The sequence below is a fragment of the Streptomyces sp. NPDC056361 genome (genome assembly GCF_042262805.1).
GTDB lineage: Bacteria > Actinomycetota > Actinomycetes > Streptomycetales > Streptomycetaceae > Streptomyces.
The window spans coordinates 1-16,342 of the sequence record NZ_JBHJQI010000176.1; the positions used below are offsets into that span (position 1 = coordinate 1).

The window sequence follows — 16,342 nt, forward strand, 5'->3', positions numbered from 1 at the left end:
ACGGAAACGTCGCGGCGCCACCCCTTGGCCGTTCACCGGCCCTGGACCGCAGGGGACTTCAGGTCGCGGTCCGGGGCGTCAGCTGGGCCGACAGCCAGGTCGGCACCCCGTCGAGGAGATGGAAGAGGCGCCGGGCCTCGGCCCGCAGCCGGCCGGCCTCCGGTTCCGTCTCGGTGTCGGCGAGTGCGGTGAGCGCCGGGGCGGTACCGACCAGATAGCCCAGCTCCTCGCGGATCCGCAGCGACTCGGCGAAGCCGTGCCGCGCCTCCGCCAACTCCCCGTCCCGTAAAGCCAGTCCGGCCAGATGGCGCCAGGTGGAGGAGAGCAGCAGCGAGTCCCCCCGGGCGGTCGCCCCCGCGTGCGCCCTGCGGTACGCGGCGCGGGCCGCCTCCGGGGAGTCGCCGAGGTTCTGCGCGACGAGCCCGCGCCGGAAGTCGAGCAGCGGCCGGCCCCCGGCGTCGGGGGCGATCAGCGCGGCCGCCCGACCCAGGGCCATCCGCGCCTCGTCGGCCCGGTCGCGCACCCCCAACAGCGTGGAGGCGTAGGCGAGATAGCCGCGTTCACAGGCGGCGGCCCCGCGTTCCTCGTCGGTGCGGGCGACCGCCTCGGCGGCCCGGAGGGCCTCCTCGGCGTCGGCCCAGCCCTGTTCGGTGTAGAGGCAGCGCTCGATGAGCAGCGCGGCCCGTTCGAGTGCGACGGCGGGATCGGTGGCGTGCGGCGCGAGCAGCGCGGCCGCGTCCGTCCAGCACCCGCGGGAGCGGAGCCGCCATATGGCGGTCTCCACGGGGGTCTCCTTGCCATAGGCGAGGGACGGATCTTCGCCACCCCTTGATTCGGAACCAGACATGGCGGTATCCGCCACATTGCCCTCCCCGAGCGCGCCATTGAGCTGTTGAGTAGACCCGCATCTCAGCACATGGGCAGCACCTGGCCAAGGGGTCAGGTGAAAGAATTCACAAGAGTCCGGGGAGTGTGGCCGCCGCCGCCCGGGCAGCGGTCGACAGGCCGTCAGATCGCCGCCGGGCCCGGGATCAGGCCCCCGAGAGGCCCGTCGGCGGACCCGGCCGACGGGCCCCCACCAGCCCGGACATCACTCCTTCGGACTCCATCGAAAGGGTGAATCCGCGCGGAGTGGATCAGCTCATCCGCAGGGCCAGGAAGAAGTCGAGCTTGTCCTCCAGGCGGGACAGGTCGCGGCCGGTGAGCTGCTCGATGCGCCCCACCCGGTAACGCAGCGTGTTCACGTGCAGGTGCAGCCGGGTCGCACAGCGCGTCCAGGAGCCGTCGCAGTCCAGGAAGGCCTCCAGGGTCGGGATGAGCTCCGCCCGGTGACGCCGGTCGTAGTCCCGCAGCGGGTCGAGCAGCCGGGCCGTGAAGGCGCGGCGGACGTCGTCCGGGACGAACGGCAGCAGCAGGACGTGCGAGGCCAGCTCGTGGTGGCCCGCGGCGCAGACCCGGCCCGGGCGTGCGGCGGCGACCCGGCGGGCGTGCCGGGCCTCCTCCAGGGCCCCCCGGAGCCCCTCCGCGGAGGCCACGGCGGCGCTGACGCCGAGCGTGAGGCGCCCGTCGTCCGAGAGCCCGGCCGAGAGCGGGGCCCGTACGGCGGCGAGCAGGGCGTCCGCGTGCAGGCCGAGCGAGGTCGCCGGGCCCTCGTCCTCGCTGTCCGGGAGCGGGCCCGCGGCCAGCGGGACCAGGGCGATGGCCTCGTCGCCGCTGTGCGCGACGGCGATCCGGTCGGCGGACTCGGCCCCCACGGTCGCCGGGTCGACCAGGATCTCCTCCAGGAGCGCCTGGGCGACCGGCCCGCCGTCCACGGCGGGGCCCTGGCCGGCCTCCTGCTCCCACTCCACGCGGGCCACGACCACCTGCCAGTGCGGGGCCGTGCCGAGCCCGGGCAGCAGCACCGGGGCGGCGACCCGCAGCCGGGCCGCGATCTCGGCGGGCGCGGCGCCCGTCTGCACCAGCTCCAGGACCTCCTGGGCCAGCCGGCGGCGCACCGTACGGGCCGCGTCGCGGCGGTCCCGCTCGACCGCGATCAGCTGGGTGACGCCCTGGAGCAGGTCGAGCCGGGCGGCCGGCCAGTCCCCGGCGTCCGCCTCGACGGCGAGCAGCCAGTCCGACAGGACCGTCTCGCGCACGTCCCGGGAGGCCGGAGCCGTGCCGCGGCCGGTGTTGCGGATCGGGAAGAGCGAGTACGTCGCCCCGGCGGCGTTCAACCGGTGCGGACCGCGCCGGCCCGTCCGGGTGGCGGCCAGGTGCTCACCGGCCAGGGTGGCCGCGAGACCGGCCTCCAGGGGCTCTCCCGCGCCCGCGATCTGGCGGCCGGTGGGGGAGAGGACCCAGGCGCGCAGGTCCAGGTCGGAGCCGAGGAGGTCGAGGACCACCTCGGGGCCGCCGCCCGCCGGTCCCGAGGTCATGAGCCGCCGGTGCCGGTCCACGACGGCCGCCAGGTCGCCGGCCCGCTCGCCGGAGACCTGTCGAACAACGTGCTCGGTGATCGTCGCGAACGCAACGGACTCGTTGACCGCGAAGAGCGGCAGCCGATGGCGTGAACACGCCTCCACGAGATCGTCCGGGATGTCGCCGAGCTCGGCCTCGCCGGCCGCCAGGGCGGCGACCCCGGCCGAGGCCAGGATCCGGACGAAGGGCTCGGCGTCGGACGGGTCGGCCCGCCAGGCGAGGCCGGTGAGCACCAGCTCGCCGCCCGACAGGTACCGGCTGGGGTCCTTCAGGTCCGTCGTCATCACGCCGCGGACGGTCCGGTCGAGCTCGTCCTCGCCGCCGAGCAGGCGCAGCCCCAGCGCGTCGTTCTCCAGCAGTGCGCGCAGCCGCATCGTGTCGCCGCCGTTCCTTCGTTGGGTGAGGGTGGGTGTCGCGTTGTCGACGGTGGCGTGGTGCCACCGTTTCCAGGGGAAAACAGAGAGGTTCCTGTTTCCCGCCTTTCGTTCGAATCTACAAGACGACGAAGGGCACCAGCCAACTCCTTCATGTTTTCGGTGACTGCACCCGGGCGATCGTGGGCTTGTGTACTAGGCCACACACCGCGTGAACAGCACATGAACACGATGTCGAGGGCCGGCCGTCCCCCCGGGCCCCACCGTTCGACCCCCGATCACCAGAATCACTAGAAGAGAGCCACCATGGACTTCCTTCGCCCCGCCAGCTGGGAGGAGGCGCTCGCCGCCAAGGCCGAGCACCCCACGGCCGTGCCGATCGCAGGCGGCACCGACGTCATGGTCGAGATCAACTTCGACCACCGGCGGCCCGAGTACCTCCTGGACCTGAACCGTATCGAGCTGCTGCGCGAGTGGGAGGTCGGCGAGGAGAACGTCCGGCTCGGCGCCTCCGTTCCGTACACCGCGATCATGGAGAACCTGCGGGCCGAACTGCCCGGCCTGGCGCTCGCGTCCCACACGGTCGCCTCCCCGCAGATCCGCAACCGCGGCGGCGTCGGGGGCAACCTCGGCACCGCGTCGCCCGCCGGCGACGCCCACCCGGCCCTGCTCGCCGCGGGCGCCGAGGTCGAGGTCGAGTCCGTGCGCGGCAGCCGGTTCATCCCGATCGACGCGTTCTACACGGGCGTGAAGCGCAACGCGCTCCAGCCCGACGAACTCATCAAGACCGTCCACGTCAAGAAGGCGGACGGCCCCCAGCAGTACTCCAAGGTCGGCACCCGCAACGCGATGGTCATCGCCGTCTGCGCCTTCGGCCTGGCCCTGCACCCCGAGACCCGTACCGTCCGCACCGGCATCGGCTCCGCCGCGCCGACCCCGATCCGCGCCAAGGAAGCCGAGAACTTCCTCAACGCGGCTCTGGAGGAGGGCGGTTTCTGGGACAACGGCAAGATCATCACCCCGTCGATCGCGAAGCAGTTCGCCGACCTCTGCTCGGGCGCCGCCAACCCGATCGACGACGTCCGAGGCACCGCCAAGTACCGCCGCCACGCCGTCGGAATCATGGCCCGCCGCCAGCTCGGCTGGACCTGGGAGCAGTACCGCGGCACCGGCCGCACGCTTGAGGGAGCTGCATAACCATGCGCGTCAATTTCACGGTCAACGGTCGTCCGCAGGAAGCCGACGACGTCTGGGAGGGCGAGTCCCTCCTCTACGTCCTGCGTGAGCGCCTGGGTCTGCCCGGCTCCAAGAACGCCTGCGAGCAGGGCGAGTGCGGTTCCTGCACGGTCCGCCTCGACGGCGTGCCGGTCTGTTCCTGTCTCGTCGCCGCCGGCCAGGTCGAGGGCCGCGAGGTCGTCACGGTCGAGGGCCTCGCCGACTTCGCCAAGGAGCGTGCGGAGCACGCCGGTTGCGCCTCCGGCGCCTGCGGCACCTCGCTCGACGCCGCCAAGAAGTGGGAGGCCAAGCCCGGTCAGGACTCCCAGACCGGCGAGGGCGTCGAACTCTCGCCGATCCAGCAGGCGTTCATCGACGCGGGCGCCGTCCAGTGCGGCTTCTGCACCCCCGGTCTGCTGGTCGCGGCCGACGAGATGCTGGAGCGCAACCCGTCCCCGACGGACGCGGACATCCGCGAGGCGCTCTCCGGCAACCTCTGCCGCTGCACCGGTTACGAGAAGATCCTCGACGCGGTCCGCCTCGCGGCCGCCCGTCAGGGAGAGGCGGTCTGATCATGGCTGGCACCACCACGGGCATCCCCCGCGACGTCACCCAGAACCACGTCAAGGGCGGCATCGGCGAGTCCACGCTCCGCCCCGACGGCACCCTGAAGGTCACCGGCGAGTTCGCCTACTCCTCCGACATGTGGCACGAGGACATGCTGTGGGGCCAGGTCCTGCGGTCCACCCTCGCGCACGCCGAGATCGTGTCCATCGACACCTCCGAGGCCCTCGCGATGGACGGCGTCTACGCCGTCATGACGCACGAGGACCTGCCGGCCGCGAAGAACTACGGCATGGAGTTCCAGGACACCCCGGTCCTCGCCTACGGCAAGGTCCGCCACCACGGCGAGCCGGTCGCCCTCGTGGCCGCCGACCACCCGGAGACCGCCCGCCGCGCCGCCGCGAAGATCAAGATCGAGTACCGGGAGCTCCCGGTCATCACGGACGAGGCCTCGGCCACCGCTCCGGACGCGATCCTGGTCCACGAGGGCCGCGACGACCACCACTCCGGTCACGTCCCGCACCCCAACATCGTGCACCGCCAGCCGATCATCCGCGGCAACGCGGACGAGGCCGCCAAGCGCGCCGACGTCATCGTCAAGGGCGAGTACACCTTCGGCATGCAGGACCAGGCCTTCCTCGGCCCGGAGTCCGGCCTCGCCGTACCGGCCGAGGACGGCGGCGTCGACCTGTACGTCGCCACCCAGTGGCTGCACTCGGACCTCAAGCAGATCGCCCCCTGCCTCGGCCTGCCCGAGGAGAAGGTCCGCATGACGATGGCGGGCGTCGGCGGCGCGTTCGGCGGCCGCGAGGACATCTCGATGCAGATCCTCGCCGCACTGCTCGCCATGCGCACCGACAAGCCGGTCAAGATGGTCTACAACCGGTACGAGTCCTTCTTCGGGCACGTCCACCGCCACCCGGCGAAGCTCTACTACGAGCACGGCGCCACCAAGGACGGCAAGCTCACGCACATGAAGTGCAAGATCGTGCTCGACGGCGGCGCCTACGCGTCGTCCACGGCGTCGGTCGTCGGCAACGCCTCCTCCCTCTCGGTCGGCCCGTACGTCATCGACGACGTAGAGATCGAGGCGATCGGCCTCTACACCAACAACCCGCCCTGCGGCGCCATGCGCGGCTTCGGCGCGGTCCAGGCCTGCTTCGCCTACGAGGCGCAGATGGACAAGCTCGCGGCCAAGCTGGGCATGGACCCGGTCGAGCTGCGCCAGCTCAACGCCATGGAGCAGGGCACGATCATGCCGACCGGCCAGGTCGTGGACTCGCCGGCGCCCGTCGCCGAGCTGCTCCGCATGGTCAAGGCCCGCCCGATGCCGCCGGAGCGCCAGTGGGAGGCCGCCGGCGAGGGCGCGGACGTCCGCGAGCTGCCGGGCGGCCTGTCCAACACCTCGCACGGCGAGGGCGTGGTGCGGGGCGTCGGCTACGCGGTCGGCATCAAGAACGTCGGCTTCTCCGAGGGCTTCGACGACTACTCGACCGCCAAGATCCGTCTCGAGGTCATCAACGGCGAGCCCGTCGCGCTGGTCCACACCGCCATGGCGGAGGTCGGCCAGGGCGGCGTCACGATCCACGCGCAGATCGCCCGTACCGAGCTCGGCGTCCAGCAGGTCACCATCCACCCCGCCGACACCCAGGTGGGCTCGGCCGGTTCGACCTCCGCGGGCCGCCAGACGTACATGACCGGCGGCGCCATCAAGAACTCCTGCGGGATCGTCCGGGAGAAGGTCCTGGAGATCGGCCGGCGCAAGTTCGGCTCGTACCACCCGGCGTGGGCCAACGCCGAACTCCTCCTGGAGGGCGGCAAGGTCGTCACCGACGGCGGCGAGGCCCTCGCGACCATCGCGGACGTCCTGGAGGACCAGGCCGTGGAGGTCGAGGAGGAGTGGCGGCACCGTCCGACCCAGGCCTTCGACCTCGTCACCGGCCAGGGCGACGGACACGTCCAGTACGCCTTCGCCGCGCACCGCGCGGTGGTGGAGGTCGACACCGAGCTCGGCCTGGTCAAGGTCATCGAACTGGCCTGTGCCCAGGACGTCGGCAAGGCGCTCAACCCGCTCTCCGTCGTCGGTCAGATCCAGGGTGGCACCACCCAGGGCCTGGGCGTCGCGGTGATGGAGGAGATCATCGTCGACCCGAAGACCGCGAAGGTCAGGAACCCCTCCTTCACGGACTACCTGATCCCGACCATCCTCGACACGCCGACCATCCCGGTCGACTACCTCGAGCTGGCCGACCCCAACGCGCCGTACGGCGTCCGGGGCATCGGCGAGGCCCCGACCCTGTCGTCCACCCCGGCCGTCCTCGCGGCGATCCGGGCCGCGACGGGCCTGGAGCTCAACAAGACGCCGGTCCGCCCCGAGGCGCTCACCGGCACCCTGTAGGACTCTCCGGGCGGTGCGTGCCTCCCGAGGAACGTCACACTTCCCCCCCGCCGCACCGCCCGGAGCAACCCCGCGGAACCACCCGCTCGCAAACGCACCACCAGCACCACCGGCTCGTAAGAGCACCACCAGCACCACCAGCACCACCGGCAGTAAGCGCAGTACCGATTCACTCCGTTCGCCTCGGGCCGTCCCCCGGGTCGTGCAGCCCACGCAGCATCCCAAATCCCGCAGCTTCACCAGATCAGAAACCTTCGAAGTCTGATGCGGGTGCCCCTTTGAACCTTGGGAGTAGGCCCCATGACCCAGTCGTCTGTGGAGCCCAAGACCGCATCGGAGGACGCGGGCTCCGGCTCCAACGTCCCCGCCGGCCGTTCTTGGCTCGACCGGTACTTTCACATCTCGGAGAGAGGATCCACCGTCGCGACGGAGATCCGCGGCGGCGTCACCACCTTCATGGCGATGGCGTACATTCTCCTGCTCAACCCGATCCTCCTCGGGGGTCCGGACGTCGAGAAGAACGTCCTCGCCTCTTCGGCCGTCATCACGGCGACCGCCTTCGCGGCGGCGGTGACCACCCTGCTGATGGGCTTCGTCGGCAAGGTGCCGCTCGTCCTCGCGGCGGGACTCAGCGTCTCCGGTGTGCTCGCCACCCAGGTCGTGCCCCAGATGACGTGGCCGCAGGCCATGGCCATGTGTGTCGTCTACGGTCTGGTGATCTGCCTCCTGGTGGTCACCGGTCTCCGCGAGATGATCATGAACGCCATCCCGCTGCCGCTCAAGCACGGCATCACCATCGGCATCGGCCTCTTCATCGCGCTGATCGGCTTCAACAAGGCCGGCTTCGTCGGCGCCGGTCCGCAGTTCGGCCCGCCCGTCACCCTCGGCGCCGGCGGCGAGCTCGTCGGCTGGCCCGTCCTGATCTTCGCCGTGACCCTGCTCGCGATCTTCGCGCTCCAGGCCCGCAAGGTCCCGGGTGCGATCCTCATCGGCATCGTCGCCGGCACCGTCATCTCGCTGATCGTCAACGCGGTCGCGGACATCCCGGCCAAGGGCCCGGGCTCGTGGGCCAACGGCTCCCCGGAGCTCAAGGGCAGCGCGGTCTCCAGCCCCGACTTCTCGCTCATGGGCGACGTCGACTTCGGCGGCTGGGGCGACGTCGGCTACATCACGGTCGGCGTGATCGTCTTCACCCTGGTGCTCGCCGGCTTCTTCGACGCCATGGCCACCATCATCGGCGTCGGCACCGAGGCCAACCTCGCGGACGACAAGGGTCGGATGCCCGGCCTGTCCAAGGCGCTGTTCATCGACGGCGCGGGCGGCGCGATCGGCGGCGTCTCCGGCGCCTCCGGCCAGACGGTCTTCGTGGAGTCCGCCACCGGCGTCGGCGAGGGTGCCCGCACCGGCTTCTCCTCGGTGATCACCGGCCTGTTCTTCGCGGCCTGCCTCTTCTTCACGCCGATCACCCAGATCGTGCCCCGCGAGGTCGGCTCCGCCGCCCTGGTCGTCATCGGCGCGATGATGATGATGAACGCCAAGCACGTGAACTGGGGCGACAGCTCCGTCGCGATCCCGGTGTTCCTGACCGTGGTACTGATGCCGTTCACCTACAGCATCACCCCGGGCGTCGCGGCCGGCGTCATCGCCTACACCGTCATCAAGGTGGCGCAGGGCAAGGCGCGCGAGGTCGGTGCGTTCATGTGGTGCCTGACCGCGATCTTCATCGTGTTCTTCGCCCTTCACCCGATCGAGGGCTGGCTCGGCGTCAGCTGACGTCCGCCCTCCCGCCCTCCCCACATCCAAGGAGACCGACATGCTGGACATCGCCGAAGAGCTGCACCGGTGGGTCGAGCAGGGACGCGCGTTCGCCGTCGCCACCGTGGTGGCGGTCGGCGGCAGCGCGCCCCGGCAGCCGGGTGCCGCCCTCGCCGTCGACAGCGAGGGCACGGCGATCGGCTCGGTCTCCGGCGGGTGTGTGGAGGGCGCGGTCTACGACCTCTGCGTCCAGGCCCTCGAAGACGGCAGGACCGTCGTCGAGCGGTTCGGATACAGCGACGAGGACGCCTTCGCGGTCGGCCTGACCTGCGGCGGCATCATCGACATCCTCGTCACCCCGGTCCGCGGCGGGGTCTTCCCCGCCGCGGTCGCGGCCGCCGCCACGGGGGAGGCGGCGGCCCTGGCCCGGGTGGTCGACGGTCCCGACGCGCTGAAGGGCACGGCCCTCCTGGTCCGTCCGGACGGCTCGTACGAGGGGCGGCTCGGCGGCCACCCCGAGCTGGACCGCACCGCGGCGGGCGAGGCCCGCGCGATGCTCGACGCGGGCCGGACGGGCACCGTGGAGATCGGCGAGGACGGCAGCCGTTGCGGACAGCCGCTGACGCTCCTGGTCGAGTCCTCCGTCCCCGCCCCCCGCATGATCGTCTTCGGTGCCATCGACTTCGCCGCCGCCCTCGTCCGGGTCGGCAAGTTCCTGGGCTACCGGGTCACCGTCTGCGACGCGCGGCCCGTCTTCGCGACGCCGGCCCGCTTCCCCGAGGCCGACGAGATCGTCGTCGAATGGCCCCACCGCTACCTGGAGTCGACGGAGGTCGACGGCCGCACGGTCCTGTGCGTCCTCACCCACGACGCCAAGTTCGACGTGCCGCTCCTCCAGGCGGCCCTCAAGCTGCCCGTCGCGTACGTCGGCGCGATGGGTTCCCGCCGGACCCACGAGGACCGCAACGAGCGGCTCCGCGAGGTCGGCGTCACGGAGCTCGAACTCGCGCGGCTGCGCTCGCCGATAGGCCTCGACCTGGGCGCCCGTACGCCGGAGGAGACCGCCCTGTCGATCGGCGCGGAGATCGTCGCCAACCGCCGCGGCGGCAGCGGAGTCTCCCTCACCGGTGCCCACACCCCGATCCACCACGACGGCCCGCGCGAGCCCGACGGCCGCATAGGCTCCGTCGCCTGATCCCGGTCCGCCCTTCCCGGCCCCACCCCGCGTGTGCGCGGGGGAGGGGCCGTCGTCGTTCCCGCGCGTAGCCGCAGAAGGTGTCGTCTGCATGCGCCCTCTGTTTCTCGATACTTAATGCAGAGCAAAAGAAAAGTCTTGTCGAATGGCTTGACCCTCACTGTCCCCAACCGCAACCATCTGCTGCGGAGAGCGCGCTCCTCCTCCAACTCCCCCTCATCCCCGAGGAGATCGACCCATGCCCGCAGTCGGCACCCGCGTCGCGCCACCCCCACCCCCGACCGGCCAGGATCCCCGCCCCGCCTCCCGTCCCGCACCCCGGCGGGCCACCGCCGCCGCACTCGTCACGGCGCTCCTCGCCGGACTGCTCGCACTCGTCGCCGCACCCCCCGCCGCGGCCGCCCCCGTCCTGCTCTCGCAGGGCAAGCCGGCCACGGCCTCCAGCCAGGAGAACGGCGGCACCCCGGCCACCGCGGCCGTCGACGGCGACCCCGGCACCCGCTGGTCGAGCGCCTTCGCCGACCCGCAGTGGATCCAGGTCGACCTGGGCGCCCCGGCCGCGCTCAGCAGGGTCGACCTGCGCTGGGAGACCGCGTACGGCAAGGCCTACCGCATCGAGCTCTCCACCGACGGCACCACCTGGACCAGCGCCTACAGCACGGCGAACGGCCCCGGCGGCAACGAGTCCCTCCCCGTCACCGGCACCGCCCGCTACGTCCGCGTGTACGGCACCACCCGGGCCACCGGATACGGCTACTCGCTCTGGGAGTTCCAGGTGTACGGCTCCGACGGCGGCGGCCCGGTCCTGCCCGGCGGCGGCGACCTCGGCCCGAACGTGCACGTCTTCGACCCGTCCACGCCCGGCATCCAGGCCAAGCTGGACGAGGTCTTCACCCAGCAGGAGTCGGCCCAGTTCGGCAGCGGCCGGCACGCCTTCTTCTTCAAGCCCGGCACGTACAACGGCCTCAACGCCCAGATCGGCTTCTACACCCAGATCGCCGGCCTCGGCCTGCGCCCGGACGACACCACCATCAACGGCGACGTGACCGTCGACGCGGGCTGGTTCAACGGCAACGCCACCCAGAACTTCTGGCGCGCCGCCGAGAACCTCGCCCTCAACCCCGTCAGCGGCACCGACCGGTGGGCCGTCTCGCAGGCCTCCTCGTTCCGCCGCATGCACGTCAAGGGCGGCCTCAACCTCGCCCCCGACGGCTACGGCTGGGCCAGCGGCGGCTACATCGCCGACTCGAAGATCGACGGCCAGGTCGGCAACTACTCGCAGCAGCAGTGGTACACCCGCGACAGCGCCATCGGCGGCTGGTCCAACAGCGTCTGGAACCAGGTCTTCTCGGGCGTCGAGGGCGCCCCGGCGCAGAGCTTCCCCGAGCCCCGCTACACCACGCTCGACACCACCCCCGTCTCCCGTGAGAAGCCCTTCCTCTACTGGGAGGGCGGCGAGTTCAAGGTGTTCGCCCCCGCCAAGCGGGTCAACGCCCGCGGCACCAGCTGGGGTGCGGGCACCCCGCAGGGCCGGTCGCTCCCGCTGAGCGCGTTCTACGTGGTCAAGCCCGGCACCACCGCCGCCACCATGAACGCAGCCCTGCGCCAGGGCCTGCACCTGCTCTTCACTCCCGGCGTCTACCACGTCGACCAGCCGATCCAGGTCGACCGCGCCGACACGATCGTCCTCGGCCTCGGCCTCGCCACGATCATCCCCGACAACGGGGTGGCGGCGATGAAGGTCGCCGACGTCGACGGCGTCCGCCTCGCGGGCTTCCTCGTCGACGCCGGACCGGTCAACTCCCCGGTCCTGCTGGAGATCGGCACGCAGAACGGCGCCGCCGACCACGCCGCCAACCCCACCACCGTCCAGGACGTGTACCTCCGCGTCGGCGGTGCCGGCCCCGGCAAGGCCACCGTCGCCATGGCCGTCCACAGCGACGACACCATCGTCGACCACACCTGGGTCTGGCGCGCCGACCACGGCGAGGGCGTCGGCTGGGAGACCAACCGCTCCGACTACGGCGTCCGCGTGTACGGCGACGACGTCCTGGCCACCGGCCTGTTCGTCGAGCACTTCAACAAGTACGACGTCGAGTGGTTCGGCGACCGCGGACGCACGATCTTCTTCCAGAACGAGAAGGCGTACGACGCCCCGAACCAGGCAGCCGTCCAGGACGGGCCACACAAGGGCTACGCCGCCTACCGCGTCGACGACTCCGTCACCACCCACGAGGGCTGGGGACTCGGCAGCTACTGCTACTACAACGTGGACCCGACGATCCGTCAGGACCACGGCTTCCGGGCCCCGGTGAAGCCCGGCGTCAGGTTCCACGACCTGCTCGTCGTCTCCCTCGGCGGCAACGGGCAGTACGAGCACGTCATCAACGACGTGGGCGCCCCGACGTCGGGCACCTCCACCGTGCCGTCCACGGTGGTCTCGTACCCCTGAGCGGGCCGGATCCCTCGTTGATCCTCCCGGTGCGACCCCACCCGCTCCCCGGGTGACGGGCCGGGCGGCGTGCCCTCAGCGCGCCGCCCGGCCCCGTACCGTCGACGTCCACGCGGGCTGCTCCCCGACGGCCTCGCCCTCGGTCCCGGCCCGCCGTCCACCCAGCGCGAAGAAGTCCGCGAGCGGCAGGATCGCCGCGCCGACCGTGACCGCGTCGGGCCCCAGCTTCCCCATGGCGATGCCGACCCGGGCCGCCGGGTACGCGAGGGCGAACTCCTTCGCGTATCCCTTGACCGTCTCCAGGAAGCGGGCGCCGAGCTGGAGCCCCGCCCAGCCGCCGACCAGGATGCGTTCGGGCTGGAAGAGGTTGATGAGGTCGGCGAAGCCGGCCCCGAGGTACTCGGCGGTCTCCTCCAGGACGGCCAGCGCGGTGGCGTCGGCCTCCGTGCCCGGGTCGGCCGGGTAGGCGGCGGCGAGCATCGCGGTGAGGGCGGTCTCCTCGTCCGCGCCGGTTGGGGGCTTCCCGCCGGCCTCGCGCCACCGTTCGAGCAGCGCCTCCGCGCCCGCGTACGCCTCCAGGCAGCCCAGGGCGCCGCAGCGGCACCGCCGGCCGCGGACCCGCACCTTCAGATGGCCCCATTCGAGCGCCCGGCCGGGACCCATCGGGTCCGTCACGACACAGGCGCCGACGCCCGAACCGAAGAGCACGACCACGGCGCTGCGCGCGCCCCGCCCGGCCCCGAACCACATCTCGGCCTGGCCCAGCGTCTTGGCGCCGTTGTCGATCCGGTACGGCACCGAGGCCGGCAGGTCGACGGACTCCCGCAGCAGCCGCTCCAGCGGGACGGCGTCCCAGCCGGTGGTCTGGCCGTGCACGACCGCGCCGTCCTCCGGAGTGGGCGCCACGATCCCGGGCACGCCGACCCCGACGCCGAGGAGCCGCTCGGCGGGCACGTCCGCGGTCCGCAGGACCTCGGCGATGCCCTCGCGGATGTGGTCCACGACGACCCCGACCTCGTACCGGTCGTGCGGGTGGACGCTGTCGGCGGCCAACGGGCGCTCGGCACGGGCGAGTTCGGTGAGGGTGAGGTCGAACAGCTCGATCCTGACCCGCGTCTCGCCCACGTCGACGCCGATCATGCAGCCGCTGCCCGGGGTGACCCTGAGCAGGATGCGGGGGCGGCCGCCGGCCGAGTCGACGCTGCCGGCCTCCTCGACCAGGCCCTCGGAGACCAGCTCCGCGACCACGTTGCTGACCGAACCGGAGCTCAGCCCGGTCGCCGGACCCAGCTCGAAACGGCTCATCGGGCCGTCGAAGTACAGGGCCTGGAGGACGGCGGTGCGGTTCTCCCGTCGCAGGTCACGTACGGTGCGGCCGTTCCGCATGGTCACTGGGCCCCCTGGTGAAGTAGTCCTCGGCTCAAACGTACCGCCTCGACCCGGACCGGATCAGTCGCCGGTGACGTACCGACGCGGACGGGGTCAGGCCCTGCGGAGGCCGCTGAGGAGCAGTTCCGCCAGCTGCTCGTACGCCTCCGCGTCGGCGAGGCCGGTGGCCGCGGCCACCTGGCGCCGCTGGATGCGGACCATCACGGAGGAGATGACGTCGGCCGCGAAGGTCACGTGCACCTCGCGGAAGACGCCGGCCCGCACGCCCTCCTCGATGAGCTGCTGGACCCGGCCCGCCGCCGCGCGCGTGTTGCGCTCGTACACCTCGGCCGCCGGTTCGAAGGCGGCCACGTCGTCGAAGAACTGCGGCGAGACCGGCGCCAGCTCGGCCGACACGGCCCGCAGGTAGGCGGCGAGCCGCTCGGCGGGGTCGGTCGCCGCGGCGAGGACGGCCTCGACGCGGGCGGTGGCGCGCCGGAAGAAGTGCACGACCGCCGCCCGGACGAGCTGCTCCTTGCTGCCGGCCAGGCCGTACAGGGTCCGCTTCGAGCAGCGCAGGCGGGCGGCCAGATCGTCGAGCGTCAGCCGGGCGAAACCCTCGCCGACCAGGAGGGCGACGAGTTCCTCGAAGAGGGCGGAGCGGCGCGCCGCTCCCCGGCCCGTGAGCTTCGGGGCGTCGGCGGCTGAGGTCTCGATCACCCGGCCAGTATTCCAGGCCGGTGCTCCGGGGGGTTACGGCGACACCCATCTGCGCTACTCTCAACGGTACTGCAGTACCTTCCCCAGTACCACTTTGCGCGCCGCTGGAGTCGCAACATGGATGTCGACCGCCTGCTTCCCACCCCCGAGGCAGCGGACCTCATCGCCCTCACCCGGGAGATCGCCGACAAGGAGCTCTCTTCACGGGTGGACGAGCACGAGGCCGCCGAGACCTATCCCGAAGGTCTCTTCACCACGCTCGGCCAGGCCGGGCTGCTCGGCCTCGCCTACCCCGAGGAGTACGGCGGCGGAGGCCAGCCCTACGAGGTCTACCTCCAGGTCCTCGAGGAGCTCGCCGCGCGCTGGGCGGCCGTCGCCGTCGCCACCAGCGTCCACACCCTGGCCTGCCACCCCCTGCACACCTTCGGCACCGCGGAGCAGAAGGAACGCTGGCTCCCCGCGATGCTGGAGGGCCGCACCATCGGCGGCTACAGCCTCTCCGAGCCGCAGGCCGGCTCCGACGCCGCCGCCCTCGCCTGCAAGGCCGAGCGGCAGGACGACGGCAGCGGCTACCGGATCACCGGCACCAAGGCCTGGATCACCCACGGCGGCAAGGCCGGCTTCTACGCCCTCTTCGCCCGCACCGCCCCCGGCAGCCACGGCATCTCCTGCTTCCTCGCCCCCGGCGAGACCGACGGCCTGAGCTTCGGCGCGCCCGAACGCAAGATGGGCCTCCAGGCCGTCCCCACCACCTCCGCCTACTGGGACGGCGCGCTCCTGGACGCCGACCGGCGCATCGGCGACGAGGGCCAGGGCCTCCAGATCGCCTTCAGCGCCCTCGACAGCGGCCGCCTCGGCATCGCCGCCTGCGCCACCGGCCTCGCCCAGGCGGCCCTCGACGCGGCCGTCGACTACGCCAACGAGCGCACCACCTTCGGCCGCAGGATCGTCGACCACCAGGGCCTCGGCTTCCTGCTCGCCGACATGGCCGCCGCCGTCGACGCGGCCCGCGCCACCTACCTGGACGCGGCCCGCCGCCGCGACCTGGGCCGCCCCTTCAGCCGCCAGGCCAGCGCGGCCAAGCTCATCGCCACCGACACCGCCATGAAGGTCACCACGGACGCCGTCCAGGTCCTCGGCGGCTACGGCTACACCCGCGACTTCCCCGTCGAGCGCTACATGCGCGAGGCCAAGATCATGCAGATCTTCGAGGGCACCAACCAGATCCAGCGCCTCGTCATCAGCCGGGGCCTGGCCCGCCCGCAGTAGCGCCGCCGATCAGCAGCTCGCCGAGCTGCTGATCCGGATGCCCGTGATGGTGTCGCCGCCACCGCCCTGCATGTTCGGCTGGATGCAGAAGGGGCTGCCGCCCGAGTGCTGCACCCACACCGTGTCGTCGTTGCGGGTGTTCACGACGCTGTAGAACGTCCGCGGCGTCGTGTACTGGTAGTACGAGGTGACGTCCTTGAACATGGCGACGATCTTGCCGTCCCAGTGGTAGCCCTCGTAGACGCACACGTACGGGTAGGGGCAGCCGAACTGGCTGTTGGCCTGTGCGGTCGACGCGTTGAGACCGCTCAGGCCGAGCACCGCACCGATGGCCGCCACCATGCCGATGACGCGACGGGACCGAGTCTTCACAATTCCCCCTGGGGATAAGGAGTTTCCACGGCCGGGGGGCGCATCCGAGAGGCCCGCCCGACGACTTCCGGCCGGAACCTAACACCGGTGAAGGTGGCCGAAAATGCTCTGGAGGCGGCAGAACGGTGTCCCGCCGTCCCCGGGACGCGCACGGGACGACGGGACGACGCGAAAGCGGCCGGCGACCCCGTTCCCGGGGC

At 72.0% G+C, this 16,342-nt stretch carries 12 protein-coding genes; 7 read left to right on the forward strand and 5 right to left on the reverse strand.

Annotated features, from left to right (window positions below):
- Positions 1-58 precede the first annotated feature (58 nt).
- Positions 59-847 carry a hypothetical protein gene (locus tag ACFCY7_RS35755; protein ID WP_376490245.1) on the reverse strand — a complete coding sequence of 263 codons (789 nt, stop codon included), beginning with the start codon at positions 845-847 and terminating at the stop codon, positions 59-61.
- A gap of 289 nt (positions 848-1,136) precedes the next feature.
- Positions 1,137-2,834 carry a PucR family transcriptional regulator gene (locus ACFCY7_RS35760; RefSeq protein WP_376490246.1) on the reverse strand — a complete coding sequence of 566 codons (1,698 nt, stop codon included), beginning with the start codon at positions 2,832-2,834 and terminating at the stop codon, positions 1,137-1,139.
- A gap of 306 nt (positions 2,835-3,140) precedes the next feature.
- Here ACFCY7_RS35760 and ACFCY7_RS35765 point away from each other — a divergent pair, with 306 nt between their 5' ends.
- The 6 genes from ACFCY7_RS35765 to ACFCY7_RS35790 all read left to right on the forward strand — a co-directional run bounded on the left by ACFCY7_RS35765 (position 3,141) and on the right by ACFCY7_RS35790 (position 12,413).
- On the forward strand, positions 3,141-4,031 hold the full coding sequence (locus tag ACFCY7_RS35765) for an FAD binding domain-containing protein (RefSeq protein ID WP_376490247.1): 891 nt from the start codon (positions 3,141-3,143) through the stop codon (positions 4,029-4,031).
- Between the two features lie 2 nt (positions 4,032-4,033).
- Complete coding sequence (locus ACFCY7_RS35770) at positions 4,034-4,621, forward strand: (2Fe-2S)-binding protein (RefSeq protein WP_017238277.1); 588 nt, start codon at positions 4,034-4,036, stop codon at positions 4,619-4,621.
- 2 nt (positions 4,622-4,623) lie between these two features.
- A complete protein-coding gene (locus ACFCY7_RS35775) occupies positions 4,624-7,011 on the forward strand; it encodes a xanthine dehydrogenase family protein molybdopterin-binding subunit (protein ID WP_376490248.1) in 2,388 nt (795 codons plus the stop codon).
- Between the two features lie 300 nt (positions 7,012-7,311).
- Complete coding sequence (locus ACFCY7_RS35780) at positions 7,312-8,784, forward strand: NCS2 family permease (RefSeq protein WP_367821064.1); 1,473 nt, start codon at positions 7,312-7,314, stop codon at positions 8,782-8,784.
- Between the two features lie 40 nt (positions 8,785-8,824).
- Positions 8,825-9,961: an XdhC family protein gene (locus tag ACFCY7_RS35785; protein WP_376490249.1), complete on the forward strand. Its 1,137-nt coding sequence runs from the start codon at positions 8,825-8,827 to the stop codon at positions 9,959-9,961.
- A gap of 238 nt (positions 9,962-10,199) precedes the next feature.
- Complete coding sequence (locus tag ACFCY7_RS35790; RefSeq protein WP_376490250.1) at positions 10,200-12,413, forward strand: discoidin domain-containing protein; 2,214 nt, start codon at positions 10,200-10,202, stop codon at positions 12,411-12,413.
- Between the two features lie 75 nt (positions 12,414-12,488).
- On the opposite strand, the gene ACFCY7_RS35795 is transcribed toward ACFCY7_RS35790, so the two are convergent.
- Both ACFCY7_RS35795 and ACFCY7_RS35800 read right to left on the reverse strand, forming a co-directional pair.
- Positions 12,489-13,805 carry an ROK family protein gene (locus ACFCY7_RS35795; RefSeq protein ID WP_376490251.1) on the reverse strand — a complete coding sequence of 439 codons (1,317 nt, stop codon included), beginning with the start codon at positions 13,803-13,805 and terminating at the stop codon, positions 12,489-12,491.
- 90 nt (positions 13,806-13,895) lie between these two features.
- Positions 13,896-14,501: a TetR/AcrR family transcriptional regulator gene (locus ACFCY7_RS35800; RefSeq protein WP_189806881.1), complete on the reverse strand. Its 606-nt coding sequence runs from the start codon at positions 14,499-14,501 to the stop codon at positions 13,896-13,898.
- A gap of 117 nt (positions 14,502-14,618) precedes the next feature.
- Between ACFCY7_RS35800 and ACFCY7_RS35805 the strand changes: the two genes are divergently transcribed.
- Positions 14,619-15,770, forward strand: coding sequence for an acyl-CoA dehydrogenase family protein (locus ACFCY7_RS35805; protein ID WP_376490252.1), 1,152 nt, complete (start codon positions 14,619-14,621; stop codon positions 15,768-15,770).
- Positions 15,771-15,779: 9 nt separating this feature from the next.
- On the opposite strand, the gene ACFCY7_RS35810 is transcribed toward ACFCY7_RS35805, so the two are convergent.
- Positions 15,780-16,112: a peptidase inhibitor family I36 protein gene (locus tag ACFCY7_RS35810; RefSeq protein WP_376490253.1), complete on the reverse strand. Its 333-nt coding sequence runs from the start codon at positions 16,110-16,112 to the stop codon at positions 15,780-15,782.
- Positions 16,113-16,342 lie beyond the last annotated feature (230 nt).